Source organism: Thaumasiovibrio clandestinus (assembly GCF_047250365.1).
Lineage (GTDB): Bacteria > Pseudomonadota > Gammaproteobacteria > Enterobacterales > Vibrionaceae > Thaumasiovibrio.
Map to the genome: position 1 here is coordinate 344,132 of NZ_JBLBVL010000003.1, position 25,923 is coordinate 370,054.

28 protein-coding genes, 3 tRNA genes and 1 pseudogene are annotated in these 25,923 nt (G+C 43.1%); 23 read left to right on the top strand and 9 right to left on the bottom strand.

Annotated elements, in window-relative coordinates; all coding sequences use genetic code 11:
• The first annotated feature begins 15 nt into the window (after window positions 1-15).
• The 18 genes and pseudogenes from ACKLNH_RS07170 to ACKLNH_RS07255 all read left to right on the top strand — a co-directional run bounded on the left by ACKLNH_RS07170 (window position 16) and on the right by ACKLNH_RS07255 (window position 13,652).
• Complete coding sequence (locus tag ACKLNH_RS07170; RefSeq protein ID WP_413111668.1) at window positions 16-1,188, top strand: beta-ketoacyl-ACP synthase; 1,173 nt, start codon at window positions 16-18, stop codon at window positions 1,186-1,188.
• Window positions 1,185-1,661 (top strand): hotdog family protein, encoded by a 477-nt coding sequence (locus ACKLNH_RS07175; protein ID WP_413111569.1) that lies wholly within the window; start codon window positions 1,185-1,187, stop codon window positions 1,659-1,661. The genes ACKLNH_RS07170 and ACKLNH_RS07175 overlap by 4 nt, the downstream gene beginning before the upstream one ends.
• Entirely contained in the window at window positions 1,661-2,401 is a 741-nt protein-coding gene (gene fabG / locus ACKLNH_RS07180) for a 3-oxoacyl-ACP reductase FabG (protein WP_413111570.1), read from the top strand. The genes ACKLNH_RS07175 and fabG overlap by 1 nt, the downstream gene beginning before the upstream one ends.
• Window positions 2,401-3,624 (top strand): beta-ketoacyl-ACP synthase, encoded by a 1,224-nt coding sequence (locus ACKLNH_RS07185; protein ID WP_413111571.1) that lies wholly within the window; start codon window positions 2,401-2,403, stop codon window positions 3,622-3,624. The genes fabG and ACKLNH_RS07185 overlap by 1 nt, the downstream gene beginning before the upstream one ends.
• Before the next feature lie 74 nt (window positions 3,625-3,698).
• On the top strand, window positions 3,699-4,706 hold the full coding sequence (locus ACKLNH_RS07190; protein ID WP_413111572.1) for an esterase/lipase family protein: 1,008 nt from the start codon (window positions 3,699-3,701) through the stop codon (window positions 4,704-4,706).
• A 105-nt stretch (window positions 4,707-4,811) separates the two neighbouring features.
• Entirely contained in the window at window positions 4,812-5,204 is a 393-nt protein-coding gene (locus tag ACKLNH_RS07195; RefSeq protein ID WP_413111573.1) for a hypothetical protein, read from the top strand.
• A 397-nt stretch (window positions 5,205-5,601) separates the two neighbouring features.
• Window positions 5,602-6,111: a hypothetical protein gene (locus ACKLNH_RS07200; protein ID WP_413111574.1), complete on the top strand. Its 510-nt coding sequence runs from the start codon at window positions 5,602-5,604 to the stop codon at window positions 6,109-6,111.
• A gap of 483 nt (window positions 6,112-6,594) precedes the next feature.
• A complete protein-coding gene (locus ACKLNH_RS07205) occupies window positions 6,595-6,915 on the top strand; it encodes a hypothetical protein (RefSeq protein WP_413111575.1) in 321 nt (106 codons plus the stop codon).
• A gap of 198 nt (window positions 6,916-7,113) precedes the next feature.
• Window positions 7,114-7,782 (top strand): annotated as a pseudogene (locus tag ACKLNH_RS07210) (RHS repeat-associated core domain-containing protein); the annotation flags it as partial.
• A gap of 1 nt (window position 7,783) precedes the next feature.
• Window positions 7,784-8,350: a hypothetical protein gene (locus tag ACKLNH_RS07215; RefSeq protein ID WP_413111576.1), complete on the top strand. Its 567-nt coding sequence runs from the start codon at window positions 7,784-7,786 to the stop codon at window positions 8,348-8,350.
• 305 nt (window positions 8,351-8,655) lie between these two features.
• Window positions 8,656-8,949 carry an IS66 family insertion sequence element accessory protein TnpA gene (gene tnpA / locus ACKLNH_RS07220; protein WP_413111577.1) on the top strand — a complete coding sequence of 98 codons (294 nt, stop codon included), beginning with the start codon at window positions 8,656-8,658 and terminating at the stop codon, window positions 8,947-8,949.
• Window positions 8,946-9,140 (top strand): IS66 family insertion sequence element accessory protein TnpB, encoded by a 195-nt coding sequence (gene tnpB, locus ACKLNH_RS07225; protein WP_413111578.1) that lies wholly within the window; start codon window positions 8,946-8,948, stop codon window positions 9,138-9,140. The genes tnpA and tnpB overlap by 4 nt, the downstream gene beginning before the upstream one ends.
• 25 nt (window positions 9,141-9,165) lie before the next feature.
• Window positions 9,166-9,627, top strand: a complete 462-nt coding sequence (locus tag ACKLNH_RS07230) for a hypothetical protein (protein ID WP_413111579.1) — start codon at window positions 9,166-9,168, stop codon at window positions 9,625-9,627.
• Window positions 9,618-9,983, top strand: coding sequence for an ankyrin repeat domain-containing protein (locus tag ACKLNH_RS07235; protein ID WP_413111580.1), 366 nt, complete (start codon window positions 9,618-9,620; stop codon window positions 9,981-9,983). Before ACKLNH_RS07230 ends, ACKLNH_RS07235 begins: the two co-directional genes overlap by 10 nt.
• Window positions 9,984-10,250: 267 nt before the next feature.
• On the top strand, window positions 10,251-10,556 hold the full coding sequence (locus tag ACKLNH_RS07240; RefSeq protein ID WP_413111581.1) for a hypothetical protein: 306 nt from the start codon (window positions 10,251-10,253) through the stop codon (window positions 10,554-10,556).
• A gap of 765 nt (window positions 10,557-11,321) precedes the next feature.
• Window positions 11,322-11,612 carry a hypothetical protein gene (locus ACKLNH_RS07245; protein WP_413111582.1) on the top strand — a complete coding sequence of 97 codons (291 nt, stop codon included), beginning with the start codon at window positions 11,322-11,324 and terminating at the stop codon, window positions 11,610-11,612.
• Between the two features lie 139 nt (window positions 11,613-11,751).
• Window positions 11,752-12,441 carry an RHS repeat-associated core domain-containing protein gene (locus ACKLNH_RS07250; RefSeq protein ID WP_413111583.1) on the top strand — a complete coding sequence of 230 codons (690 nt, stop codon included), beginning with the start codon at window positions 11,752-11,754 and terminating at the stop codon, window positions 12,439-12,441.
• An 809-nt stretch (window positions 12,442-13,250) separates the two neighbouring features.
• Window positions 13,251-13,652 (top strand): ankyrin repeat domain-containing protein, encoded by a 402-nt coding sequence (locus ACKLNH_RS07255; protein WP_413111584.1) that lies wholly within the window; start codon window positions 13,251-13,253, stop codon window positions 13,650-13,652.
• A 177-nt stretch (window positions 13,653-13,829) separates the two neighbouring features.
• Here ACKLNH_RS07255 and ACKLNH_RS07260 read toward each other — a convergent pair.
• From ACKLNH_RS07260 to ACKLNH_RS07300, 9 genes are all read right to left on the bottom strand, one after another.
• Window positions 13,830-13,905 (bottom strand) — tRNA-Val (locus ACKLNH_RS07260).
• Between the two features lie 48 nt (window positions 13,906-13,953).
• Window positions 13,954-14,030, bottom strand: a tRNA-Val gene (locus ACKLNH_RS07265).
• Between the two features lie 52 nt (window positions 14,031-14,082).
• Window positions 14,083-14,159 (bottom strand) — tRNA-Val (locus tag ACKLNH_RS07270).
• Window positions 14,160-14,634: 475 nt separating this feature from the next.
• Window positions 14,635-15,525 (bottom strand): DUF7916 family protein, encoded by an 891-nt coding sequence (locus ACKLNH_RS07275; RefSeq protein WP_413111585.1) that lies wholly within the window; start codon window positions 15,523-15,525, stop codon window positions 14,635-14,637.
• Between the two features lie 4 nt (window positions 15,526-15,529).
• Window positions 15,530-15,871 carry a PTS lactose/cellobiose transporter subunit IIA gene (locus tag ACKLNH_RS07280; RefSeq protein WP_413111586.1) on the bottom strand — a complete coding sequence of 114 codons (342 nt, stop codon included), beginning with the start codon at window positions 15,869-15,871 and terminating at the stop codon, window positions 15,530-15,532.
• A gap of 14 nt (window positions 15,872-15,885) precedes the next feature.
• Window positions 15,886-17,217 carry a PTS sugar transporter subunit IIC gene (locus ACKLNH_RS07285; protein WP_413111587.1) on the bottom strand — a complete coding sequence of 444 codons (1,332 nt, stop codon included), beginning with the start codon at window positions 17,215-17,217 and terminating at the stop codon, window positions 15,886-15,888.
• Between the two features lies 1 nt (window position 17,218).
• Window positions 17,219-17,539: a PTS sugar transporter subunit IIB gene (locus ACKLNH_RS07290; RefSeq protein ID WP_413111588.1), complete on the bottom strand. Its 321-nt coding sequence runs from the start codon at window positions 17,537-17,539 to the stop codon at window positions 17,219-17,221.
• 135 nt (window positions 17,540-17,674) lie between these two features.
• Window positions 17,675-19,867 (bottom strand): carbohydrate-binding protein, encoded by a 2,193-nt coding sequence (locus ACKLNH_RS07295; RefSeq protein WP_413111589.1) that lies wholly within the window; start codon window positions 19,865-19,867, stop codon window positions 17,675-17,677.
• A 231-nt stretch (window positions 19,868-20,098) separates the two neighbouring features.
• Window positions 20,099-21,400, bottom strand: a complete 1,302-nt coding sequence (locus ACKLNH_RS07300) for a YhfT family protein (RefSeq protein WP_413111590.1) — start codon at window positions 21,398-21,400, stop codon at window positions 20,099-20,101.
• A gap of 561 nt (window positions 21,401-21,961) precedes the next feature.
• On the opposite strand from ACKLNH_RS07300, the gene yhfZ reads away from it, so the two are divergent.
• Genes yhfZ through ACKLNH_RS07325 form a run of 5 tightly spaced genes read left to right on the top strand, consistent with a single transcriptional unit; the run spans window position 21,962 to window position 25,871 of the window.
• On the top strand, window positions 21,962-22,858 hold the full coding sequence (gene yhfZ, locus ACKLNH_RS07305; protein WP_413111591.1) for a GntR family transcriptional regulator YhfZ: 897 nt from the start codon (window positions 21,962-21,964) through the stop codon (window positions 22,856-22,858).
• A gap of 34 nt (window positions 22,859-22,892) precedes the next feature.
• Window positions 22,893-23,282 (top strand): hypothetical protein, encoded by a 390-nt coding sequence (locus tag ACKLNH_RS07310; RefSeq protein WP_413111592.1) that lies wholly within the window; start codon window positions 22,893-22,895, stop codon window positions 23,280-23,282.
• On the top strand, window positions 23,275-24,150 hold the full coding sequence (locus ACKLNH_RS07315) for a phosphotriesterase family protein (protein ID WP_413111593.1): 876 nt from the start codon (window positions 23,275-23,277) through the stop codon (window positions 24,148-24,150). The genes ACKLNH_RS07310 and ACKLNH_RS07315 overlap by 8 nt, the downstream gene beginning before the upstream one ends.
• 50 nt (window positions 24,151-24,200) lie before the next feature.
• Window positions 24,201-24,560 (top strand): DUF2620 domain-containing protein, encoded by a 360-nt coding sequence (locus tag ACKLNH_RS07320; protein ID WP_413111594.1) that lies wholly within the window; start codon window positions 24,201-24,203, stop codon window positions 24,558-24,560.
• A 9-nt stretch (window positions 24,561-24,569) separates the two neighbouring features.
• Window positions 24,570-25,871, top strand: a complete 1,302-nt coding sequence (locus ACKLNH_RS07325; RefSeq protein WP_413111595.1) for a YhfT family protein — start codon at window positions 24,570-24,572, stop codon at window positions 25,869-25,871.
• The last annotated feature ends 52 nt before the right edge of the window (window positions 25,872-25,923 follow it).

Here is a 25,923-nt window from a genome sequence, read left to right on the forward strand (position 1 = left end):
TCCGGCTTGAAGATCATGACTTACATTAATGCGATAGCATTGCATTGTGCTTTAGGTCGCACCGCTGAATCTGTTTGGAAAAATATCGAGTCAGGGGAGGCGCCTGGTGTTCAAACGTGGCATTCGCCACTGTTCTCTGGACGAGAGGCGACCGTTTTTGCTTGTGAAGGCAATTATCCCGCAGTAGGTAATGATAAGGTGGCGGATAACCGCAACAACCGACTTGCTGGTTGCCTAGTGGCTGAGATTAAACCGACGATTGATGAAATGATCAACCGTTTTGGCAAGCACCGTATTGGCGTCGTCGTGGGCTCAACCACGACGGGAATTAGTGAAACGGAAATCGCTTTTGCCAACCGTGACGCAGATGGCGCATTAGATGCCAATTATAATTTCGCTCATCAATCGATGGGCGATGTCGCTGAGACTGTTCGTCTGCTTGCGGGAGTCTTCGGCCCAAGTTATACCCTTTCTACTGCCTGCACCTCATCAACCCGATCTTTTATTAGTGCGGCAACGCTGATTGAAAGTGGTATTTGCGATGCGGTTATTTGTGGTGGCGTTGATACGCTTTGCCAATTAACCGTCAACGGTTTTGATTCTCTGGAACAAGTGTCAGATCAAGTCTGCCGCCCTTTTGATGTCAAAAGGCGTGGTATCAATATTGGCGAAGGGGGAGCACTGTTTGTGGTTTCCAAAGTACCAGCAAATGTCGCCCTTACTGGATGGGGTGAGTCGGCAGATGCACATCACTTATCGAGTCCATTGCCATGTGGCTCTGGTGCATTAGCAGCGATGGAGATGGCACTATCTCAAGCGCAATTAACCGCTGATGATGTTGGCTATGTGAATGCCCATGGCACTGCAACACAATTGAATGATGCGATGGAAGCCAAAGCGATTGCGGCACTGTTTGGTGATAAGGTTTCTGTTAGTTCAACCAAAGCGTTAACAGGGCACTGCCTTGGTGCCGCTGGGGCTGTCGAGGCTGCGTTGTGCTGTCAACTATTGGACACCCCTAGGCGAATGCTTCCACCACAATGGCCTAACGATCACACTTATGACCCAGCAATTACTTCCATTCGCTTAGTTAAATCTGCAGAGAGTTTGTGTAAGCCAGCCGTGGTTTGTAACTCGTTTGCTTTTGGCGGAAATAATGCATCATTGGTTTTTGAGAGGATAGTATGACGTTACAACGTTACCCCACAATAGAGCAACTCGTGCCTCATCGTGCCCCGATGATCTTAATTGACGATGTCGTTTCTGCAGACGGAGAGTCAATCAGTTGTTCGGTTAACATTTCTGCTGACTCTATTATGTTTGATGAAACGCTTAATGGGATCCCTGCTCATACCGGTATCGAATTTATGGCCCAAAGTATCGCTGCCCTCGCAGGCTTGAATGCAAGGGCTGAGAATCAACCACCATCAATTGGTTTTTTGTTGGGGGCGAGGCGTTACAAGCACTATGGTAAACATTTCGAAAATAATAAGACTTACCTCATTCATGCCGAGTTACTGATGCGTGATGACAATATGGGAGTCTATAACTGCCAAATTGAATGTGGTGGCCAATTGGTTGCCAAGGGTCAGGTCAATACTTATGCGCCAGAACAAGCGTTCTTGGCGGCATTTAATCAGCAATGTGATGAGAAATCATAATGACAGAAACAAATGGAAAAAATGTGCTGGTGACTGGCGCCAGTAAAGGGATAGGACAGGCCATTGCATTGCGACTCGCTCAGGATGGTTACTGCGTTACTGTACATTACGGTACTGATTTGGCTGGTGCGGAGCAAACAGCCGCAAATATTGAGCAAATCGGTGGGAGTTGCAGGCTGGTACAGTTCGATATTCGCAATGAAGATGAGTGTAAAAGTAAACTTGAAACATTGATGGAGGCGCACGGCGCTTTCTATGGCGTTGTGCACAATGCCGGGGTTGCTGACGACTGCTCTTTTCCTTCGATGACCAGTAAAGAGTGGTACAAGGTTGTTCATACCAATTTAGACAGCTTTTATCATGTTATTCACCCCCTTTTGATGCCGATGATCCAATTAAAGCAAGGGCGCATTATCACTATGTCGTCTCTATCAGGGCAAATCGGTAACCGCGGCCAAGTGAATTACTCAGCAGCTAAAGCTGGAATTATTGGTGCGACAAAAGCGTTGGCGTTGGAAATGAGCAATAAGCGCCGTGCTATTACCGTGAACTGCATCGCTCCTGGGCTCATTGATACCGGCATGGTGGAAGAACATATTAAAGAGCGAGTGTTACCGCAAGTCCCTTCTCAAAGGATGGGAAAACCGGAAGAAGTTGCTGATCTTGCAGCCTTCCTTATGTCGCCAAATGCGGCATATATCAATCGCCAAGTGATAGGTGTTAATGGGGGGCTATTCTGATGAAAAAACGTGTAGTAGTAACAGGGATGGCTGGCGTAACCTCGTTGGGAGAGTCTCTTGAAAGTGTATGGGCGAACTTACAGAAATATAAGAACGGCGTTGTTCATATGGCGGACTGGGAGAAGTATCAAGGTTTGCAAACTCGATTAGCCGCGCCAATAGAAGATTTTACTCTGCCAAAACACTATACCCGTAAGCGAATTCGCTCGATGGGGCGAGTGTCAAAACTGTCGACGAGAGCCTCAGAACTGGCGCTCATTAATTCAGGGTTAATTGATGATGATGCGTTAACGGATGGCTCGACGGGGATCGCTTATGGCTCGTCAACGGGAAGTACCGGGCCAGTTTCTGCTTTTGCAACCATGCTGCTTGATCACAACACAAAAAATATCAATGCCAATACCTATGTTGCCATGATGCCGCATACTACGGCGGTGAATACGGGGCTGTTTTTTGGTTTGCAGGGACGAGTGATCCCGACATCCTCTGCTTGCACGTCCGGCTCACAAGGTATTGGTTATGCCTATGAGGCGATTAAATATGGTCAGCAGCGTGCAATGGTGGCTGGTGGTGCTGAAGAACTTTGTCCAACAGAGGCGGCGGTGTTCGATACGCTGTTTGCGACGAGTCAATATAATGATGAGCCCCATCTTAGCCCGCGACCGTATGACGAAAAACGTGATGGATTAGTGATCGGTGAAGGCGCAGGTACATTAATTCTTGAAGAGTTGGATTTTGCATTGGCGCGAGGCGCGAAGCCTATCGCTGAGCTGGTTGGGTTTGCGACCAACTGCGATGCTGCTCACGTCACTCAGCCCAAATCTGAAACCATGCAACGTTGTATGGAAATGGCATTAAAAGATGCAGGTTTGCCTGCGAGTGCTATCGGTTATGTTAATGGGCACGGCACGGCGACTGAACTTGGTGATATTGCAGAGACGCAGGCAACGCAGCGCGTATTTGGGCAAGTGCCATTATCAAGCTTAAAGAGTTATTTTGGCCACTCATTGGGCGCGTGTGGTGCAATAGAGGCATGGCTGTCGTTGGCAATGCTCGATCGTAACTGGTATGCACCGACGTTAAACCTAGATTCTATCGACGCAAGGTGTGGTGATCTTGACTATATTAGAGGTGAAGGTCGAGTCATGGATTGCGAATATATTATGTCTAATAATTTTGCATTTGGTGGAATAAATACGTCAATGATCTTTAAGAAGTACTAACGGTAGCAGATCGTCAGTAACATTTGATTAGAGACGTTACCGGTTAGATGAGATGTCCTGGCAGGAGGTGAACTTTGCGGTGCTATCTGTTCTCTCAAATTATGGTAATTGTCTCTAGTTTAGGGTTATTAATTGGCTGTACTCATGTAGCTCAGCCGTCCCAATTAGTGATAGCAAGTGATGAAACTGTTCGAATTAATATTGCAGGTATTAAGCAATGCAGCTCACAAAGTGATTCACTGACAATTGATCCCAATAAACCCTTAACGATACTTGTGCATGGTTGTTTTTCTTCAGCGGGTAAATTCCGTTCGTTAGCGGAAGTATATAAGATGCATGACCAGCAAGTTGTCTGCTTTGAATATGATGATCGCCAAAGTTTAGATGATGTATCGGGTGACTTAACGATGGCAATAAACCAGTTAAGTGAGCTAATGACAATGCAGACAATTAATGTGATTGGCCATAGTCAGGGCGGGCTTATTGCGCGTCGAGCATTAATTCGTGATCGTGCTGATGGCTTATCGGTAGAACACCCTGCGATAACACTAACGACCGTTTCCGCTCCCTTTAATGGCGTCGAATCTGCGGCACACTGCGGTAATCGCTTTATGCGCGTGGCATCTATAGGGATGGTTGATGCCATTTGTTATGCAGTGACAGGGGAAAAATATCGGCAAATTCCGCCGACGGCTGACTTTATTGTATCTCCTGGTGAACTGCATCCAACTGTGATGTCGCATTTGATCATTAAGACATTCGAGAGGGATAGTTGTCGGCGCTATGATCAGCAAACCTGCGTAGAAGATGACTTTGTCTTTAGTCTTGCAGAGCAGACGCAAAGCATTGTTGAAGCACAAGTGCTTGCAAAAGTTATTGTCGTGGACGCCGGTCATGTTGAGATCGTTGGTAATGAGGTCGCGGTGCCATATAAATTGATAAAGTTATTATCTGAACAAGGCTTATTACCTAAACAGTCAATACTTAGCCCCTCTAAATGGAGTCGACTAATCTGGCAGGTTTATATGCCCCAAGTAACACAGAATAATCATTCAGTAACTGAATCTGCCTCTAGCTCTTAAAGCTGAGTGACACAGGAGACAGTTATATACCCAAACCATTTCGAGGAGACTTGAGGGGGTTTGGGTATGTATTTATTATTAACGAAAGAAAGACAAGGAAAAGCAATGAAGATAAAAGCATTAATAATGTCGCTTGTAGTCATGTTGTTGAGTTATTCTCCACTAGCACTTGCCGCAAAAGCAGACCCTATTTTGCACCAACCTCTGCATAGTGAAATGAGTTTTGATAAAGCGAAAAAACTGATTACCATCGCTGCAGCGAAACGTAAGTGGGTGGTGAGTGAAGAGAGTGACGGCGTATTAGTCGGAAATCTTCAAGTGCGTTCTCACTTTGTTTCTGTAGAGATTCGGGTGCAAAAAAATAGCTACGATATTCTTTATCGTGATAGTGAAAATATGAAGTACCGACCTGATGGGACAATTCATCGTAAGTACAATGGTTGGGTTGGTAACCTTAATCGTGATATTCAATCAGACCTTCTTAAAGCGTCACTCTAGGTTTCTGTTCAAACCATAAAGAGAGACAGGACGTTTTAGTCATACGAAAGCTCACGCTCAATTCGAATCGAGGTGAGCTTTTTATTTGTGACCCTCATTACGGCGACGGCTATCCAAACTTCGAACTGTTTAATTTGAGTAGTTCATTTAGTAATCCTATCCTAAAAACGGCTCACTAATAATTAGAGGGTTTTCGCTTAAACCGTTAACGATCATTGGTACGGGTGATACTTAAATGGACCCAAACCTACAGCGTGAGTTAGCTCCAACTAAATGATGAAACGCGCACGAACTAAATTCATAGTTGCGAAACATCCTAAAAAATAAGCCATAAACTAAGCAGTATGACCACATCAGCATATCATGGGCGTACTTTTTTCGAGCTAGGATCGCGATAATGCGTTTTGCTTTTATTCCACTATTTATCTTACTGGCTAGCTTTCCGTCTGTGGCAAAGATGGAACTAAAGTTAACTCCAGAGATAACACTGACACTTTCACAACCCAATACAATTGTTCACAGCCTTAGTTCCTTACTTATGAGGTATGATGATGGAGCTATGATGCATGAACATATAGACCCAGAACGAGCATTTGGACCAGCCATTAACCTCACAGGTATAACCCCTCTATTTTTTCGCGCTATCTTCAAACCTGAAGTCATGCAGTCACTTCCTGACTGGCTGATCGCTTTAGCAAAAGAGCAGCATGCAGCTTTTGGCATAACATTACCTGTAGATAACTTTTTATGTGGGGATGTGCATGTCTATCATTTTTTCTCCAAATTAAATGACACCGGCTATCTTTTCATGATTTCGAGTAATTCAGTGCAACGAATTGAAGTTACAAAAGATGTTGGCCTTTACCAGAATCTAGTAAATCAATTAAGGATGTACCATGCTAACTGAAAACGAAAAACATGATTTAAAAGCATACCTCACTCAACTTTTGGGAGTTGAAGCACAACTATGGTCAATGAATGAGAAACTATTCGATGTCACTTAGTTGATGCTTAAAGAATCTCAAAAGTGCTATGTATTTAATGGCTGACTTTGGATGGATGTCAGCCGCGTCAATAGATACGGATTGCTTGAGGCAGAGATGATTTAGCTAGATTTTATTTTGTGATTTTCATCGAAAATCTGTTGAGATTGTGATTGTCTGTACAGTAAATATTTGAAGTCAGTTTTAAATAAGGGGGGTGGGTGTTGTTTTGGTATAGATATGACTTATATTCTGAATGCTATTAATAATAAGCGCTTGTTAAATTTGGGATGTCTATTGCGGTAGCTGTTTATAGTGTAGTTACCAATAGTAGGTATCTTACTTGTAATGCGGATTGACTAATTAGCTATAGATGTAGTGATAATATAATTATAAAAAGGAAAATTGTGGCTTATACAAAACTTGTGATGAAAAACCCAGAAACAGGGCGCGAAGAGGTATGTCCTGTGGGTGTTTCGTGGACTTTTTTATTTTTCGGCTTCTTAGTGCCTTTATTTCGCGGAGACTTGAAGTGGGCGGTAGGCTGTTTAGTGTTGGGTATTTTTACTTTTGGAATGAGCGGGTTTATCTTTATGTTTATGTATAATACATTATATGTAAAGGGATTAATATGCAAAGGCTATAAAGTTAAGTTAATAGATAATGCAACTATTGATCAGGTATCAATGTCTTTAGGCTTGGAACTTCCACTGCTAAAAAACGCATAGAGTCGCCATACGCCATACAAAAAATAGTATCTTCGGAAAACGTCGAAACTATAAGACTTCAATAATTTTTTGAGTACATTTTCTTTCGTTTATACAGTAAACCATTTAAGCGCCGTTTTTAATGGCCTGAAGCAGCGGTGAAGTGCTGTATGATGCCTTTGGTGACGTCACTGAAACCGTGACTCACACACCAAACAATATCCGTTTCCGGGCCCGTGGTTAGACACAGCAACAGCGCTGCACCAGAACTATTTCCGAGACTATAACCCTGCCTTTGGACGCTATGTGCAAAGAGATCCAATTGGGTTGTTGGGTGGGGTGAATGTGTATGGGTATGGGGAACAAAAGCCCACTAAGTTCATTGACCCGACAGGGGAACTGGCAATACTTGCGCCTCTCGTTCCAGTAGGCAGTTGGATTGGAGCGAATTGGGGAGTAATTGGTGCTGGTGTGGCTGCTGGCGCAATTATGTCGATGCCTGGTGATAGTAGTGAAGGTACAAGTGACGATTCTGCTCAATGTGAAGATGATAATGATGAATGCGGGCCACTAACACGGAGACAGGCATACGCAAAGGCACAAATGCTAGCTCAAATTCCGAGAAAAGACAGAGGCTATAGTGACTTTGGCGATATTAGCTCAGATAGCAATAGGCCTAATAGAGGGCCAAATTGTGGTAGTTTACAAAGCGCTGGAGCAACCCACGTTGGGTACTATTGTGAGTGGAACGCTCGCCACAGGATAGAAGATCATCCAGATGGACATTCACACCTACCAGGGGAAAGTCATCATTCTTGCCCTCATTTACATGTTTATGATAGAAATGGTGATGTGATAGCAATAATACCTTATAAGAGGAACTCTTAGTATGGCTATAGAGATTTGTAAAAACTTTCTTTGTGTTAAGTCGGATAGTCTAGATTTGAAATACAGCTTTGATTTGGTCTATTTTGAAGGCGTAGCTGGACTAAAAGGGTTCAATGGGAATGTTAGTTGTAAAGAATTTCTTGAGGAACTTATGCTAGCATCCTATTATTATGATGGTTCCGGTTTTTGCCAAGTGAATGAGGATACTTGCAAAAATACAAAATTCATTTCTAAGGTATATGGTAAGCAGGGGGTTTTCTATCATTTTCCTTCTTCAGATTTTCGATTGTTTACTTCTCAAGTAAATGAAATAAATCGAGAGATAAAGCTTCTTACTTTGAAAAAAAAATTAAAAAAAGGCACTGAAATATCTATTCCAGAAGAAATTGACGCTGGGAAATATAAGTCTAATATGTTGGGTTCTCTTATTTCTTATTTTATTCAATGTAAGTTTGTCACTGTATGGCCTGGATATTGGGGGGAATACGGTTTGCATTTTTTGGTAACATCTGGGGCATTGGATTGCGAAGTAGAAAGCTACAATCGACGTGCGTTGTCGATGCAATAATGTATTAGATATTGCTTAAGTGATAGAGAACGTTATGTACATTTCGAGATGAAAAATACCAGAAAACAACAAGACACACATGCTAGCTGGCGAAATTTCTGCCTCATTCTTAGTAAGCGTCTAATTAAGCAGTGAGGCCTTATTCGGCCTCATCGATTTCCAAGTTCCAAGGCATAAGATCGGGCAAATCATCTTGAGGAGATCGCGTCGGTAGCACTTTGAATGTAAGCGCCCATTTCTCCCCGCCTTCCGCCGATAAATAGACGTTGGTATTGATAAGGCTCCTTGAACCTTGGAGTTATATCATGACTAATAGCGATAAAAAGCAACGCTGGCAAGCGCGTCTACAGCAGCAAAAAGAGAGTGGGCTGATAATCGCTGCGTGGTGTGATAATCATCAAGTTTCCATTGCGCAATTCTACTATTGGCAAAAGAAGCTAAACTCGACCATCGAAGCTAGCGCTGGCAATGTCATTGTGCCGATAGCGATGTCATCGTCACCAGCTCTTGTGGTGGAAACGCCGAATGGTTATCGGTTGCTAATTAATGATCCTAGTGCTATCGCGCTACTGCCGCAGCTCATGAATACTCTGTCATGATCCCTTCACCGTCAGGCAATGTGTATCTGGCTACCGGGATCACGGACATGCGCAAGTCCATCAACACCTTGGGCTTACTTGTCGAAGATGTGCTTGAACTCGACCCAATAAGCCCACACTGGTATGTGTTTTGCAATCGTCAACGTAATAAGCTAAAGAGCAACAGGGCTGCACCAGAACTATTTCCGTGATTATAACCCTGCCTTTGGACGCTATGTGCAAAGAGATCCAATTGGGTTGTTGGGTGGGGTGAATGTTTATGGGTATGGGGAACAAAAGCCCACTAAGTTCATTGACCCGACAGGGGAACTGGCAATACTTGCGCCTATTGTTCCAATAGGCAGTTGGATTGGAGCGAATTGGGGAGTAATTGGTGCTGGTGTGGCTGCTGGCGCAATTATGTCGATGCCTGGTGACACACCAACGGATGAAGCGACAAAACAGGCAGAATATCAACGAGCGAAAAAATTTTGTGATATGCCTCCAACACCGGGAAGTAATGATTGCTCTACTTTATCGAAGCAAATTGATTACGCTGAACAATGTATGAGCTTATACGAAGCATGGGATGCAAAATGGTTTCCTGGAAGGCATAGCAAAAAAATCCAAACATGGCGAAATAGACTTAATAACCTAAAAGATAAACATAACCGTGAGTGTACTAATAAATGCCTATAAAAAAAGTTACTGAAACTTTGTCAAAATATAAAGACCATCCAGAGTTCTTGGGTATCGAATTGACAGATGTTAATCAGCGAGGAGCTGTGGATGATACACCGCTTCACCTTGCAGCAAGAATGGGCGAAGTAGAAGACGTAAAAATACTGATAGCAAATGGTGCAGATGTAAATGCTATTGGTGATCTTGGCAATACACCCTTACATCAAGCAGCAATGAATGGAAAATGTAATGTGATAAGGGCATTGATTAAGTTAGGGGCAGATTTATCATTGAAGAATGAATTTCAACAACCCCCCCTTAAGGTTGCCGAGCTTAGTGGTTGTAGTGATGCTGTGGAATTGCTAAAAAAGTGATGGCTTTTAGATGGAGCTAAAGCCTGTATTATTTAAGTGTAAATAGCTGGTTTTATCTTTGTTGTATTAAGCTTATTATCAAATAAAAGGGCTGCGCCATGGTATCAAACAACACAGCGTGGCGCAGGTGGGGGTTTTTACCAACATGATCATTTAGGTGCGTCGTTTTTAATGGCCTGAAGCAGCGGTGAAGTGCTGTGGCAAGGGATGATGCCTTTGGGCGCCATGTGCAAAGAGGTCCGATGAGTGGCGTAAAATGGATGTGAAATGAAATATGTAGAGTTAAAGGATATTTCCTTTGAAGAATGGAATGAAATTTTGACTGAAAATGGGAGTATTTCCCTATTGTTGGAAGAGGGTGATTGTTTGAAACTGCAGAAAATACTACTTTATCAAGAAAGGGCATATGAGGGCCGTGACGTCGTTAAACGAATAGCCTTTGGTTTTTATCTTGGTTTATTTCGACCTAAAATAATGCTTTTGTGTTCATATATTTTCTTGGAGTCTTTACAGTATGATCTTAATTTTAGTGTTAGTTCATCAAATGTGGAACTAACTCTGAAAAGAGCTTAATTTTAGGTGGTGGTAGAAGAAAAATCTTCAGGGTGTTCGTAGTTTTGTGTTAACCATCACTTTCAGAGCAACTTATCGGTCGATCCGACTTTCGAGGTGAATGCTCAGCTGTGTGGGCGTTGGCAGGTGTAGGAACTGCTGTTGGTGAACTGGCAGCAAGCAGGCACTAAGGAGTTATTATGATATGGTTTAATACCGGAATTTACTTTTTGTTATGGTCATTTGGTCTTTGGGTTGGTTTTATTGTTTATGGATTAGTGTTGTTGCATGCTAGTAAATATAATAAGACAATGAAAAATACCATTGCATTAATAGTGTATCTTACATTTGCATGTTTCCTTTTTTCACCTTTAGCCATAGCATTAACTTATAACGTTGATTGGCTAATAAAGTTCAATAATAATAATCTTTATATGATTTACGTTATCGTTCTATACTTATCATCTGCAGTTCCAGGGGGACGTTATTTTAAATTGAAGTATTTAGATAGGTTGAAGTCAAGGGTTTTTTTTAAAGAGTGATGTAATTCATAATAAGTGTAATGGCTCAGGTGCTAATCATCCTGAATAATAATCTGACAAAATAGAGTTTTTTGTATGTGTCAAATTGGCTTGAAGATGAAGGATTGAGTGCCTGAAATAAGTCGTATTAAAAGTGCATACCGCCGTATCATTGAAGATGGTTTAAATCATCGCTCTGATATCTGTTATGAACAGTGAGATAACCCTATATCGATTCAATAATGCTTAACGATTGTGAGTGTTTATGGTGATGAAATCTAAGTGTGTTCGTTTCTATATTAATATCAGTGGCGTCATATTTTTCTCTTTGGCGGTTAGTTTTGTTGCTTTGTTGATTATTGATGTGTGTGGGGTTGGCTTGTTCCCTCCACAGGCTATTGATAAAATCAGTTGGTTGGGTAAGGTTTTTGTGGTTTTCTTTCCAATACCTTTATTGCTTTATAATTTATATAAAGGCACCATTACTTGGCCTAGATTTGCGTTTGCAATAGTTGTTTTAGCTCTATTGGCTTGGCGCTTTAAAATATGTGGCTAGAGTGGATTTACCCTATGTTTAAGTTCTTCCCTCAGGCAGAAGCGTTGTCACATGGGGAACAGCGCCATGGTATCAAACAACACAGCGCGGCGCGGGTGGTGGCTTTTACCAACATGATCATTTAGGTGCGCCGTTTTTAATGGCCAGAAGCAGTGGTGAAGTGCTGTGGCAAGGGATGTATGATGCCTTTGGTGACGTCACTGAAACCGTGACTCACACGCCAAACAACATCCGTTTTCCGGGCCAGTGGTTAGACAGAGCAACAGGGTTACACCAGAACTATTTCCGAGACTATAACCCTGCCTTTGGACGCTATGTGCAAAGAGATCCAATTGGGTTGTTGGGTGGGGTGAATGTTTATGGGTATGGGGAACAAAAGCCCACTAAGTTCATTGACCCGACAGGGGAACTGGCAATACTTGCGCCTATTGTTCCAATAGGCAATTGGATTGGAGCGAATTGGGGAGTAATTGGTGCTGGTGTGGCTGCTGGCGCAATTATGTCGATGCCTGATGATAGTAGTGATGATGAAAACAATTGTAGTGCACCTGGTACACCATCGGTGGACCCTGATTGCGATGAAATTAATAGGAAAGTTCAGGAAACAAAACCAAGTCTTTGGGGCTTTGGTAAAGGCAGGGCAAAATGCTTATCAAGTATGTCTCGTATTGAGTTAGCCACGAGAAAAGCTTTGTGGTTAGAACATGCAAAAGCGAGATCCAGAAGTATTGATAAGTGTTGGCATGGTGGAGATGAAACTCATCAACAGCAAACTGCCGACGCATGGAGGAATGTATCTAGATGTGCCAATCTCTTAAGACAACTATAACTCAGGCGTATTACTATCGTGAAAAACCAGTAGTGTGGTTTGAAGGTAGTCATATTTCGGAAGACGATATTCTAGAAATTGAAGCTTTGAAATCCATAGATTTCAGAAGTACTGGAAAAATGCTAGACACTTGCGCAAGTGGATTTGCTTGTTTGAGCCCACATGCTTTTTGTTACTGCCTTCAATTTGTGATGTGTATTAGTTTTAGGGATAAATGTGATAGCTTTATTGTTACTGCCTTCAATTTGTGATGTGTATTAGTTTTAGGGATAAATGTGATAGCTTTATTGTTGTTGATTCAATTATAAGTATGCTGGATAGAAGCGACGATATAGAAACTTGGGACAGTTACTTCTTCGAGCGTTGGACGTTGTTAGAGTTGGACGAGTTAGATGCTGTTATTGCGTGGGTTCTATGGTTAATTGAGTTAGAGGACTCTTCTTTTTCGTCAAGTGAGCTAACAAGAGCTTTTGATACACTAGGGCTTTTAAGGGATCTTATACTATTACAGTAGGTGTGCATACAACTATTCTTGGACCTATAACTAGCTCTTACTGGCAATTATTTGGGTGCTTTTATAGCGCGATAAAAACACCCACTAGGCCAAGCAACCAAAGTCTCGCAGGTCAATAAAGAGGGGGGAGAAGTTTAACGACCCAACTGATTTACAATCGCAGCGCCCAACCGGAAGTGATTAAGGATCCATTGCAACGCACCTCACAAGTGATTTACGACGCCCTGGGGCGCGTTGCGGTCGAGATTGAGATGTGTCTAGGCTGGGCATATGACAGAAATTCAGAATACACGCAATGCAATTAGGAAACTTGAAGATTGGATTTAAGCTAACTGTGGTGAGCAATGTGATTAATCAAAGTGGAAAAAGGTTAGAAAGTATATTGCGAAACTTTGCTGAACTACCAGAGTACAGTGAAGTGCCTTTACCATCGCTTAACTCAAAAAGTTTGTTTGGCAATTATCCAATCAATATTGCGGCAACACGTGGACTCATTGGTGAGGTTTCTATTTTGCTGGAAAATGGCGCAGATATTAGTGCTAAAGGAGAGCATGGATACACGCCACTCCATGATGCAGTGGAACAAGGGCATATCGAGATAGTGAAATTGCTAGTTGATCGTGGTGCAAGTATTGCTGTCATGAACAATGATGGTATTACACCAATTGAACTAGCAAAACTGTTGAATGAGACATAGAATATGTCGCTTTCTTAGCAGTCTACGATAACCGGGTAGATTAGATTGAATATGCTGAACCATTTTGTGGTACTGGTCTGTGTCTCTAAAGTGTATGAGTTGCAGCAAATGCGCTCATTAACTTTTTTCAGCTTAAACGCAAAAATCCCGCTCGATGAGCGGGATTTTTGTTTGAAGTGGTGGGCGATACCGGGCTCGAACCAGTGACCCCCTCCTTGTAAGGGAGGTGCTCTCCCAACTGAGCTAATCGCCCGAATAATCGCGTTGGGATTCTCTTGCGAGAGGTGCGATTATTGGAATTTGGTGGGTCTAGGCAGACTCGAACTGCCGACCCCTACCATGTCAAGGTAGTACTCTAACCAACTGAGCTATAGACCCAAATTCTGTTTTTTAACGTCTGCCTTCAGATTATAAAATCTAAAGGAAACGTTGGTACGACCGAGTGGATTCGAACCACCGACCCCCACCATGTCAAGGTGGTGCTCTAACCAACTGAGCTACGGTCGTATTAAGTGCCCTAAAGCGACACGAATAATAATTACTCTTGGGTTTGCTTGCAAGTACTCAAAGGCTTATTTATGCAAATTGATTGTCAAGTGACTGAATTTGATTCATTTTGATTAAAATATGCTCATTTGCCGCGTTTAATATCGCGACGATTCGTCGCTCAGTAAGATGGCAGCTAGGGTTATGGGGATGAGGTGGAGTTGTATAGCGCATACAGGTAGGTACCGTGATGAAATTACAGCAAAGTGATTTACGTACCCAGACACTCGAATGGATACAACGCGATCCACAGCTAGCAATACAGCAAGAACTTCAGCGGCTGCTCGATGATGAAAATATCCAAGGGTTGGTAAAACAAGGCTTAGATAGCGTTAATATGAAGAAGCCGAGTATCAATATTACTCGGCTTAATAAGTGCTCTCATATAGAGCGTATATCGTTAACAGCAACTTTGTTGCCACCGAGGTTTTGCAGATTACCGCCTATTAACCATTCGCTTATATTGGTGTCGTCGCCCTCGTATGGTGATTCCCATACGTAGGATGTTTTCTGGTACGGCAAGACCGCCGTAGCCGCCATCGCCAATGTGAACGATGTCAGCACCTGCAGACTTTGATGCCATTGCCACTTTCTCTATGAAACTTTCTGTTGCGCCTTCTTGAGAGGTTCCAATGGCAAGCATTCCAAGCATTTTAGACTCATGAACCTTTTGCATCATTTGTGCGGCGAGCTCTGGAGTGACACCAGGGGTGGTATAGGGTGCAGGGAACATCATGATGTCGGCACCAGCAGCAGCAAACTGGTCAATGACGTCCAAGTTATAGTCATTGCCAATACCACCACCATGCATTTTGCCCGCAATGATAACGATGTCTTCTGAAACCGCTCTGGCAAGGCGAATGGCACTTAAAATGGTCTCTTGCGATACACATTTACCCGGGTTTCCCGTAAGCATGATGTAGTCAAGCCCATGCTCAATCGCAGCAAGAATAGTGTCTGAACTGACTGCTCGACCCGGTGGAATATCCGTGAACCCTTCAGGAACGGGTTCAAGGTTGCAACCCATCAAACGTCCGGTTAACTTTTTGAGCTCAGCAACCGTAAAGTGATCCTTCACACCATGATTTCCGGCACCGTTGACTTCTGCTCTTGGTGAAAACAGATCCAGGCAGTTAAGCGTGATCATGTCGGCACCAAAACCGGCTGCAAATTCAGCACCAGAGACAAGATCAACGGGCGGCTCAGCAGAGACGACGTTTTCAACCATTAAGGTTCTGCCTTCAGAGCGAGCAATACAGTCGACGATATCGCTTCGCTTCATTGACCTAACGTCCTCTGCGGTTAAATCAAAAATTCTTTTTTTCATAAACTCACCCTTTTTGATTTAGCTTGTCGTGGATAGCGATAATTTCATTGGCTAAATCACGACAGAGCATAGCGGTCATAATATGATCTTGAATGTGAGTTAAGATTAAAGTCATGGATACTTTACCTTTTCCTTCATCAAAACCGATTAGTGATGTTTGTGTGCGATGCACTTCGACTAACAAGTGATCGGCTTGCGCTATCATTTTATTGGCGTTGTCGATGTCCCCGTTTCGCGCTTGAATCATCGCTTCCATAATGACTGAGCGAGCTTCGCCAGCCGTGCAAAGTAGAGACATCAAAAACTCTTCGGTGATGTCTTCTTGGCTTGAGATTTCTACATTCATATTGTTTGGTTACCTTAGGCTTTTACTGGTTTACCCGTTGCAATTGTTGTTTCCTCTTCACCTTGTTGTTCAGCTAGCAGTTGATTTTCATGCATCTTGAAGAATGGGTAATAGATGACAACACTTACCAATACACAAAGTGCAACGACGAAAGCAGCAGTACTTGAGTTGGTTGCAATAATGGCTCCTATTGGTGCTGGCATAGTCCAAGGTGGTAACGCAACAATTTTAGAGACGATCTCGGTTTTAAAGGCTAGCCAAACAATACAAGTGTTGACGATGGGTGATAGCATCCATGGAATGAAATAGTTAACATTCATCACGATTGGTGTACCGAATATGACGGGCTCATTAATATTAAAGGTACCTGGAATAATTGACATTTTACCAATGGTGCGAAGATGGGCAGCCTTAGAGCGCATCATGAGAACAACAAAGCCCCAGGTACCGCCAGCTCCGCCAACAAAGATAAAGAAGTCTAGAAGAGGGTTGACGAAAATTTTCGGCAACTCAGCACCTGTTGCTAATGCCTCCTGATTAAGTCCTAGATTTATCATGAAGATTGGGTAGAGAATACCGGTAACTACGACAGATGAACCGTGAATACCCGCAAACCAGAGCAGCTGAATAACGATAACCGCGATTAGACACGCAAAGAACGAGTCTGATGCAGAAACTAGTGGCTTGAATAATTCCATGATGGCAGATGGCAGGTTGAGATCGTATTGAGCTAAGAATACGTTTATTGACACTACAATTGCTGCAATCAATGCTACTGGGATGAGCAAATCGAATGATGCCGAAATCTTAGGCGGAACGGCTTCTGGAAGTTTTAGGCGGATGTTTTTATCTCGCAAAAAGCGTTGCAACTCAGGAGTAAGTAGACCTGCCAAGATAGCCGTAAAGGCGCCAGTGCCGCCCATGTAAGCGATTGGCATTATGCCGCCCATTTCGATAAATTGCACTGGGGCAACTGCAAGTAAAAAGGTATACATGGATAGCAAGCCAGAGTTTAACGCGCGTAGACCGTATGATTCCGCTAAGCTAAAACCGATGCTAAATGAAGCATACAAGGCGAATATACCCATGCTTATCTGGAACGGGGCTAGAATATTGCCCATACCGATCATTTCAACCAAGCTGGCCCAGCCATCCAAGAAGAGGTTGCTATTTTCTGTTGTGGGGGGGAAGGCGAGTACAAGAAGCAGCGAGCCAACGATTAAGAACGGCATTGTTGCGACAAAGCCATCTTTAATTGCATTAATATGGCGTTGTGCTGAGACTTGACCTGCTATGGGAGAAACAACGTTCTCCACGAAGGTCATTAATTTATCAAAGATAGCCATGCTACACCTCTTCCTTGGTTGAGTTATAAAGTTCTATTGCTTGATTTAAGATAACGTCGCCTTTCATCATGCCGTAGTTAGACATGTCAATAAGGCCACAGCTTTTACCGCACTCTTCTGCGCGAGCTTTGAACTCTGCAAATTTGAATCTAACTTGAGGGGCAACAAGGCATACATCATTCTCTGCCAAACAAGATTCAAATTCCGACATAGAGTAAGCGTTGATAGTGCATTCAATGTCGCGTTTTTCCGCTTCGTTTCGCATTTTGTTCACAAGCATGCTGGTAGACATGCCAGCTGAGCAGCATAGAAATATTTTCATGGTATTGCTCCTTGAAAGAAGCACGCGACATACACTTAAATTTGAGTAGTGACACTCAGACTCTTATGATGCGCGTGCTTGGGGGGATTATGTTTTTTAAGTAGCGCTAATGCCCTAAACACGTGTCTTACTTTATTAGCAAGACCCTACGACCTTCCATGGACCTCCTTGATCAGGTTCATTACCCATTGTCCACCATTGGGCTTCATAGATGATTTCGTTGTAAGAAACTTGATCACCACTGTTGTAGACTTCAGTCGGTGACCAAGGTAAAGCGCACACGTTCCCAGAGCCTTCTTCAAAAGCGACCGATAGAGACATGTTGCTTGATACATTTGGAATGGTTAATGAGGCGGCAAGTGGCTGCTCTACACCGTCGAGAATAATAGATGCAACCTGGTAGCCAGAATCAGGGACGAAGAGCACGGTGTATGCTTCACCGCCTTTTGCGTATAATTGCCCCAACTCATCTGGTGTGGGAGAAACTGTTCCACCAGTCGTTGATACTGTGACAGAGAGAACATAAACAATAGCATTCTCAGTCGTTATTTCAGAGAAGTCACCGCTAAACCCGCTGAAGTTGTCTGCGGTTAGATCGTCTACATTAATGTGTGAAATAATGACTTTCTTTTTGTCTCCCTGTGCGAATGGGTCTAAAAGTGACAGTACAACATTGCTTCCTTCTTGGGTTAGCTTGACGGCAGAGAACGGAATAGGTTGATCCGCAGGCACTGTGAGCACCGTTTTCTCAACGTCAAAGTAGCCGACTTCCAATACCGAATTCCATCCCCAAGTTAGCCAATTAAGTGGAACAATGAAGCCTAAGCGGTCAAAACTCCCTGTAACGTCAACAAACATATCAGGATGAAGGTCGGCTAACGTTAGACCAATAAGCTCATAAGACGCATAGATACCTCCGTCAGCAGCTTGAGGTCCGATAACAATCGAGTTGGCGGTTTGGTACGCTTTAAGATGTTTAAAACCAATGCCGGCTGAACCTTTGATTTTGTCTACGGCTGGATTAAAATCGTCGACAACGTATGTACCTTGCCATGACATGGTGTAGACATTTGACTTAAAGAGTAGATTTTCGACACCGACCGCATTGATGCTGTCAGCGGTGATGTTTTCCAATATTACCGTTTGATTGCCGAACTGTAATTCGGCGCCTGCGCCAGTATCACTAATGACAACATTACCAAGGGGATCATCTTGAACCCAACCACTAAGTACGATTCGGTCTGCATCGAGTCGGAAATCCTTAACGGTTGTTATTGATTTCGCTTGCTCATTTAGTTGAAGCGTATTACTTCCTCCCCCTAAAATAACGGTATCATTGCCCCAGCCAGCATACAGAACTTCGTCGTATTTTGAGCCTTGAGTAACGCTGTCTCCAGGTACATCAAAAAGGGTGTTGTAGCCGCCGAACTTGTAAACATAGGTAGTAATGCAAGTGCCGATTTCATCACAGGTAATTTTGTCTTCGATTAGCAGACTGGCTGTTCCCCATGCGCCACGTAGGTGCGCGGCAGCAAGTATGCCTGACATGGTCGGCAGGACTTCTACGGTGTTACCATCGGTATCGGTACCAGTCCAACTTTTCTGGAACACTTGTTCCCATGTCATGTCCGCATCGGCTAGAAGTTTCGAGATGATGCCATAGTTGAAATGCATGGCATCACGGATCACCATCTCTTGGTTGTCGATGACCTTCAAGCCGTCAAGAGAGCTCACTCCATTTTTACCCGTAAAGGTTCCTAGCCAACGGTTGTTGTCGGTGACATAAACTTGATTTCCTCCAGAGCCTTCTATTTCCGCAAGAGCCTCTGTTCGGCACCCAATCCAAGTTGAATCTGGTACAAACATGTAGAAGCTGTCGTACTCGTTGCCATCAATATTTACCGTTTGTGGGCTGTAATAACCGGAATCAATTAGTACCGCTTCACCGAGTTGATAGCCAATGAAACCCCACGCGTTTGTAGAGTTAAACTGCATCTCTTTAAACATTTCTGGGGAGGTTGGCGTCGCTGGGTTATAAATTGAATCAAGTCCGAGTTTTTGGAAATACTCTCGAATGGTGGTGGGCTCGGATATCATAGAGCCCGTACTACAATCACGAACCAATCTACCCGGAGCGGTTACTTGAGCGTAGTTATATACTGGGTTGTCATAGTTTTCCGTGTAAAAGTCAGCAAGTTCAGGGTTAATCCCAGACTCAAAATTTCTTAATGAGTCGAGAAAGTTTTGCATTCCACCATTTGCGCCTTCCGCATATCCGGCCGTTGATATTGAAAGCAAAATAGCGGTCGTTATAAGCTTTTTTATCATTCTTATGATTCCTTGTATGGCAGTACTTCGCTTGAGACTGCCACTGTTAACTTATAAAGGCAGGTTGAACGAATTAATGCCAGAAATTAAACTTCTTGCAAATTACGATTTTTGGGTACGTCGATCTAAGATTTCATTTTCACTAAACTATTAATTTCTCACAATCTCCTATTTTCATTTTGTCGGTTAAGAGTGTTTTCGTTAAGGACAGTGTTTCTATGTTTTTCAAACTTAGCTTCCATACACTCCAAGAGTGAAAGCTAGGTTAAGAATTAATCCTGTGCTAATTGATGCAATGATCGGAATTGCTATTTTTAAGATAGGCCGCCCCAATAATTCATTAATCATGTATATCGTAATAAAAATAGATAAGCCTGTTGTTTCTCCCATCTTAAATGATGCAATGGAGCCACCAATGAGAAGAGCAAATTCCATCAGCGTATTTAACGCGTCTCGTATGTTATCTGCTGCTGTTTTTACAATGGGGAAACGTGTAAAAACAAAACTGATTTTGCCCAGCAGGGCAATTTCTACGCCGATCGTTAATGCCCCGAGTAAAGCCGCTATCTGCGGGTTTGGGGATAAATAACCGACAACAAAAACGAAAGTCATTCCGACGGTTCCATATACTCCCGTCGTCAAAGCGGTCATAGCAATTAAAGGCATAAAGCTGATCCCACGCACCAGTTCCCCAAGAGCAGCTTGATGAACGGCGACCTGATTGTTGAGTTCATCCGTTGCTAGGTTTACTTCCATTAGTGCAAATGTAGACACTTCGGAACCAGCCAGTACTCCAATATTGGTAGCAGCAGCAATTAGGGCACCTATCGTGCACAATAAAGGGATTTTCCGAACAATTTTTCGATAATTGTCCTTAAAAGTGTCAAGCAAAGAAGAGCAATCCGTGGGGCTTATGCCTTGATTACCTTTTTGCCTCTCATTAAGAATAATCACAGCGATGTATGCAAGCAGGCCAGTTATAAGCTGTACAGACTCTGAGTATGAGGAATCCAACGCTGTGGCGACTAAACGCGAAAGTAGCGCGATAAGAGCGACAGAGATCCCTGAACGTGGCCCAAATTGATTTGAAGCGGCGATGATTGGAAATAATGCAATGGCAGGCATCACTAGACGGCCTAGCTCTTTTAGTGCCAATAGAATATCAATAGATAGGCTGCTCAGGGCTGAGTCGAAAAATGCGAAACAGACCACCACCGTGACTCCCCATAAACCGCCAACGAGTGTTGCAGTGATTCGATTGGCAATCACTACACCAATGATGTCAGCAGGAAGAAAAAGAAGCCATGGATTTAGAAAACCACTAGCAAGAGTAAATGAGACACCTACAGATAAAATAAAGCCAATAGAGAGTCCAAAAGCCATACTCCCAGCATTTCGGTGAGATAAATGTCCAGAAGCTATTTGAGGAACCAGCGGGCGTATACCATCATGAAAAATGGCAGCTCCTATGTTTGATGCTAATGCAGTTACTGCACATAGTAACGCTACTAATTCTAAACCTAGAGAAGTCATTACGCCGCCTCTATCATTATTTATCTATTGTTTATGTTGAGTATCTATAAGATCAACAGTGCTTAATAAACCAATCTTCAAAATAGTGAAGATTTTAACTGATAAAAACATACCCAGGTATGTACTATTTCATCCGATAATTTCATATAAGATATGTCTATTATTCAATGCGGCACATCTTTTGTCTTCAATATTTTGAAAAAATAATATACGATATTTCTGGTGGTGACACTTTTGTAGATAAATTTTGCGACTGACATCTTGTTATTGTTTAATCTGTATTGTTAGCCATGGAACGAAGTTCTCTGAGTGAGTTGGTAGCAACCTGTTTTTCTAAGGAATAACCAGGGCATAGGTTAATGTGACGTAAATCATTCCATTAATTGAAATATAAGACTGGTGACCTGATGAACTCACAAGCTTGTTATCGTGCCAGCAGTATCTTTCCTCACTATTGAAAAGAATGTGTTTTTTTGCACTATGTCGCACATTTCTGTTGATTTTCTTTTGGTTTTTATCAATTACTGATAATTTATCTTCAAAATAGTGAACATTTATAATATGTCTATGAAGTATATCAGTAAAGAAGGCGCGGCGATTATGAACGTCGCTCAATATTTAATGACAACGTCCGAAGGCGATAGGCTGCGAACGATTGATTCACTTTCAGATGAGTACTCCGTATCTGTGGGGTTTATTCAGAAAGCATTGAGTACAATTGAGCAGCGTGGAGCGGTTTCATTATCTAAGCAAGGTCGAAATGGCACGTACATTGCGCGGCTAGATTACCGTCAATTAGCACAGTGTGCCGGGATTAGTAATGTAGTTTGTGCTATGCCGCTGCCTTACACCCGCCACTACGAAGGTTTGGCAAGCGGATTGAAAGCACAGCTGGGCGACTTGCCACTTTATTTCGCCCATATGCGTGGTGCTAGTGTGCGTGCAGAGTGTTTGTTAAACCAAACATACGACATGGCTATTATGTCAAAGTTAGCAGCAAAAGAGTTGGCAGATGGGCTTATTACGGCGATTGAGTTGGGCCCGAACTCTTATTCGCATCAACACCGCTTGATCTATCGGCGAGGAAGTTACGAGCAAATACGACGTGTCGGAGTGGATCCTGATTCACCAGATCAGAGGATTTTAACAGAACAAGCTTTTGCCGGCAGTGTGATTGAAATTGTTGAGATTCATTATGGGGAGAGTTTGTCCCATTTAATTAAAGGCGATATCGACGCTGTAGTTTGGCTGCCAGAAGCAATTGATATAGAGCGATATGGGTTAGCAACGCAATCGTTAGAGCATATTCCGAGTTGTCGCTCTGCATCAGAGGCAGTGATTTTAGTTAATGGCCGATCTGCACACATAATCACACTGTTGAGGAGGTTATTACAAAATGATGGTCTGTTGTTGCATCAACAAGGGGTGGTAAACGGAGAGATTACGCCTAGCTATTAGAGCTCTAGCCAATTAAAACGAGGGAAGGAACATTATGAAGCAAAGACTCGCACTCTTATTGCAGGCGGATGTCATTAGTCAGCGTTCTTATGTAGGAAGCCTTGAGGTACTCGCGCTGCTAAATCAAATGTTGGATTTGAAAGATGATAATGAGCAGTATCAAATGGCCATAACCCACTTAGCAAGAGCAGCTGATCGAATTTGGCAACATGAGCCTATTCGTGAGGGGATGGACCCGGAGATTCTAGAAGAGATTTATACGGATCCGGCATGGGAAAAGGTGAACACGTTGCACCTCCAAGTTGTTGGTGCTATGGGACTTGGATGTATACCAGAAGAAGAAGAGAGCTACTTGCTTGCAAATATCTACTCGTTATATCAGTTGGATTGTGCGGTGGTTGATGAGGGAGTAGTTAATGATTGATTGCACGGGTTACACGTATTGCCATGAGCACTTATATATTGACTTGTCTGAACAAAAGCAGGATTTAGATTGTCGACTTGATCATTACGATGCTGTTAGGGATGAGATGCAAAATTTGCTCAAACTTGGCGTCAAAAATATCGTAGAAGTCACTAACCATTTTATGGGCAGAAATCCTCATTTTATTGAACGTTTAATCTCTGACACAGGGATAAACGTTCTTTTATCAACGGGTTATTACATTGAGGGGTTCTTCCCCAGTGATCTAAGCACGATGAGTGTTGCTGATATCGCAAAAAGTATGGTCGATGAGATAGAAGTGGGAATAGACGGCTCAACCTTAAAAGCCAGTGTCATTGGTGAAATTGGCAGCAGCCATAACGGCTTTAGTGATACCGAACAAAAAGTTTTTCGTGCGGCGGCACGAGCTCATTTAGAAACAGGCTGTCCAATATCTACTCATCAGTCAATGAGTACGATGGGGTTGGAACAGATCGAATTATTGCAAAGCTGTGGTGTTGATTTAAAAAACGTCACCATTGGACATTGCGATCTTCGTGACAACATTAATGACATATTGATTTTGCTCGACAAAGGGTGTTACGTCCAATTCGACACGATTGGTAAAAATAGCTATTACCCTGACACTCGCCGTGCAGACACTCTGCAGATTTTGTGTGACCGAGGTTATGTTGAGCAGATCATGATGTCGATGGATATTACTCGTCGCTCTCACCTAAAAGCCAATGGAGGTGTTGGATTTAGTTATTTAATTGATTCGTTTATTCCTATGCTCAAGCAGCGAGGAGTAAGCGATGACCATATAAACGCAATGCTGAAAGATAATCCGAAACGTCTATTTGGGTAGTGAATTACTGCGCTAATAGAAATAACAATAACAGAAAACAAGGATAGAACATGAAGAAGATTGCTATTGCCGGATTGCAGCGTGAGCAAATTCGGGACCAAATCGAAGCCACTGCACCGAACACTTTTGAATGCCATATTATGACCGATATTGACGCGGCGATGAAAGTAAAGTCGGGTGAGATGGATTATTTTATTGGTTGCTGCAATACCGGCGCGGGAGGGGCTCTCGCCATGGCCATTGCCATTATTGGGTTCAACCAAAGCTGCACTATAGCTAAGCCTTCGATCCAAGCTAAGGTCGATGAAGTCAAGCAGTTCATCAACGAAGGTCGAGTGGCTTTTGGCCTTTCGGTAGAGCATGTTGAACATGCTGTTCCTCTGCTGACAGGTATTCTGGCTGAAAATTAAGGAAATAATATGGATATTATGCACCTTGGTCTGGTGGCCTCTTTATGTGCCATGACCGCATTAATTGCAAACATGAGTGCGGCCGTATTCCATGATGGAATTCGCCCAGTGTTGCCACAGCTGTTTGAAGGTAACATGACTCGTCGCGATGCAGGTTCGGTTGCTTTTGGTTTGTCTATAGGGTTTGTCGCTTCGGTGGGTATTTCGTTTACCTTATCTACGGGGTTACTTAACCCCTGGTTACTTTTCCTACCCACGGATATTTTAGGTGTCATGATTGGTAGTCGCTTGCTCGCAGCCGCGGCTGGTGGGCTGTGGGGTGTATTGGTCGTTACATCATTGGCCGGTGTTAACTCCGTATTGACGGGTCTTCCCGTCGATGCGCTGGGCGCTTTGGGTGAGCTTGGTACGCCAGTGATGTCTGCTTTCGCGCTATTTCCATTGTTGGCAATCTTCTATCAGTTTGGTTGGAGAGCTGGTGCAATCGCGGCGGTAGTGATTCTTACATCTCGCTTACTGATCATGAAATTTACTGGAATTTATCCCGAGTCAATTCAGATATTTGTCGGCATGATGATGTTGGTTTTCTTTGCGGTGCAAAAAGACCTTACTGATCGCCGCAAAGGGATAACACCGCCCGATATGTCAGGTTTGAGAAGTATATTTGATGAGAGAACCAAACGTATCGTCAAGCATTTACCATTTTTGGCGGTAACAGGCGCGCTTATAGCGGCGGTTTCTAATGGTGGTATTTTTGCGGGCTCAGAGGTCTCCATATATGCGTTAGCGGATGCCCATAAACTGACCGACCCAATCGCTCACGATGCCGCAATGAAGCAGGTGGCGCTCTCTGAGTTTATGCGAGGATTGGGCTTTATTCCGTTGATTGCCACCACTGCTTTAGCGACCGGGGTGTATGGTGTCGTAGGAATGACCTTTGTTTTTGTTGTGGGTTACCTATCACCAAATATACCTGTAGCGGCAGCACTTGGAGCGGTGACCATTTGCCTTGAAGTCTATTTGCTACGTGGAGTAGGTCGATTTCTTGAGCAATTTCCTTCAATTCGCAATGCGTCAGATAATATTCGAAACTCAATGAATACGTTAATGGAGTTTGCGTTATTGATTGGCGGTGTATTAGCAGTAATGAAAATGGGCTCCACAACAGGCTTTACTATCTTTGCGATGCTTTTCTTCCTCAATGAAGTTTTGGGACGCCCAATTTTGAAAATCGCAGCACCAGCAGCAGCAGCGATATTGACTGGGGTTATTTTGAACTTGTTACATGTAGTTGGACTATTCGCTTTGTAATCGAAGTGGCGAATAGCTTGACCCTTGCTCTAGCGTGGAAACTGATGGATAA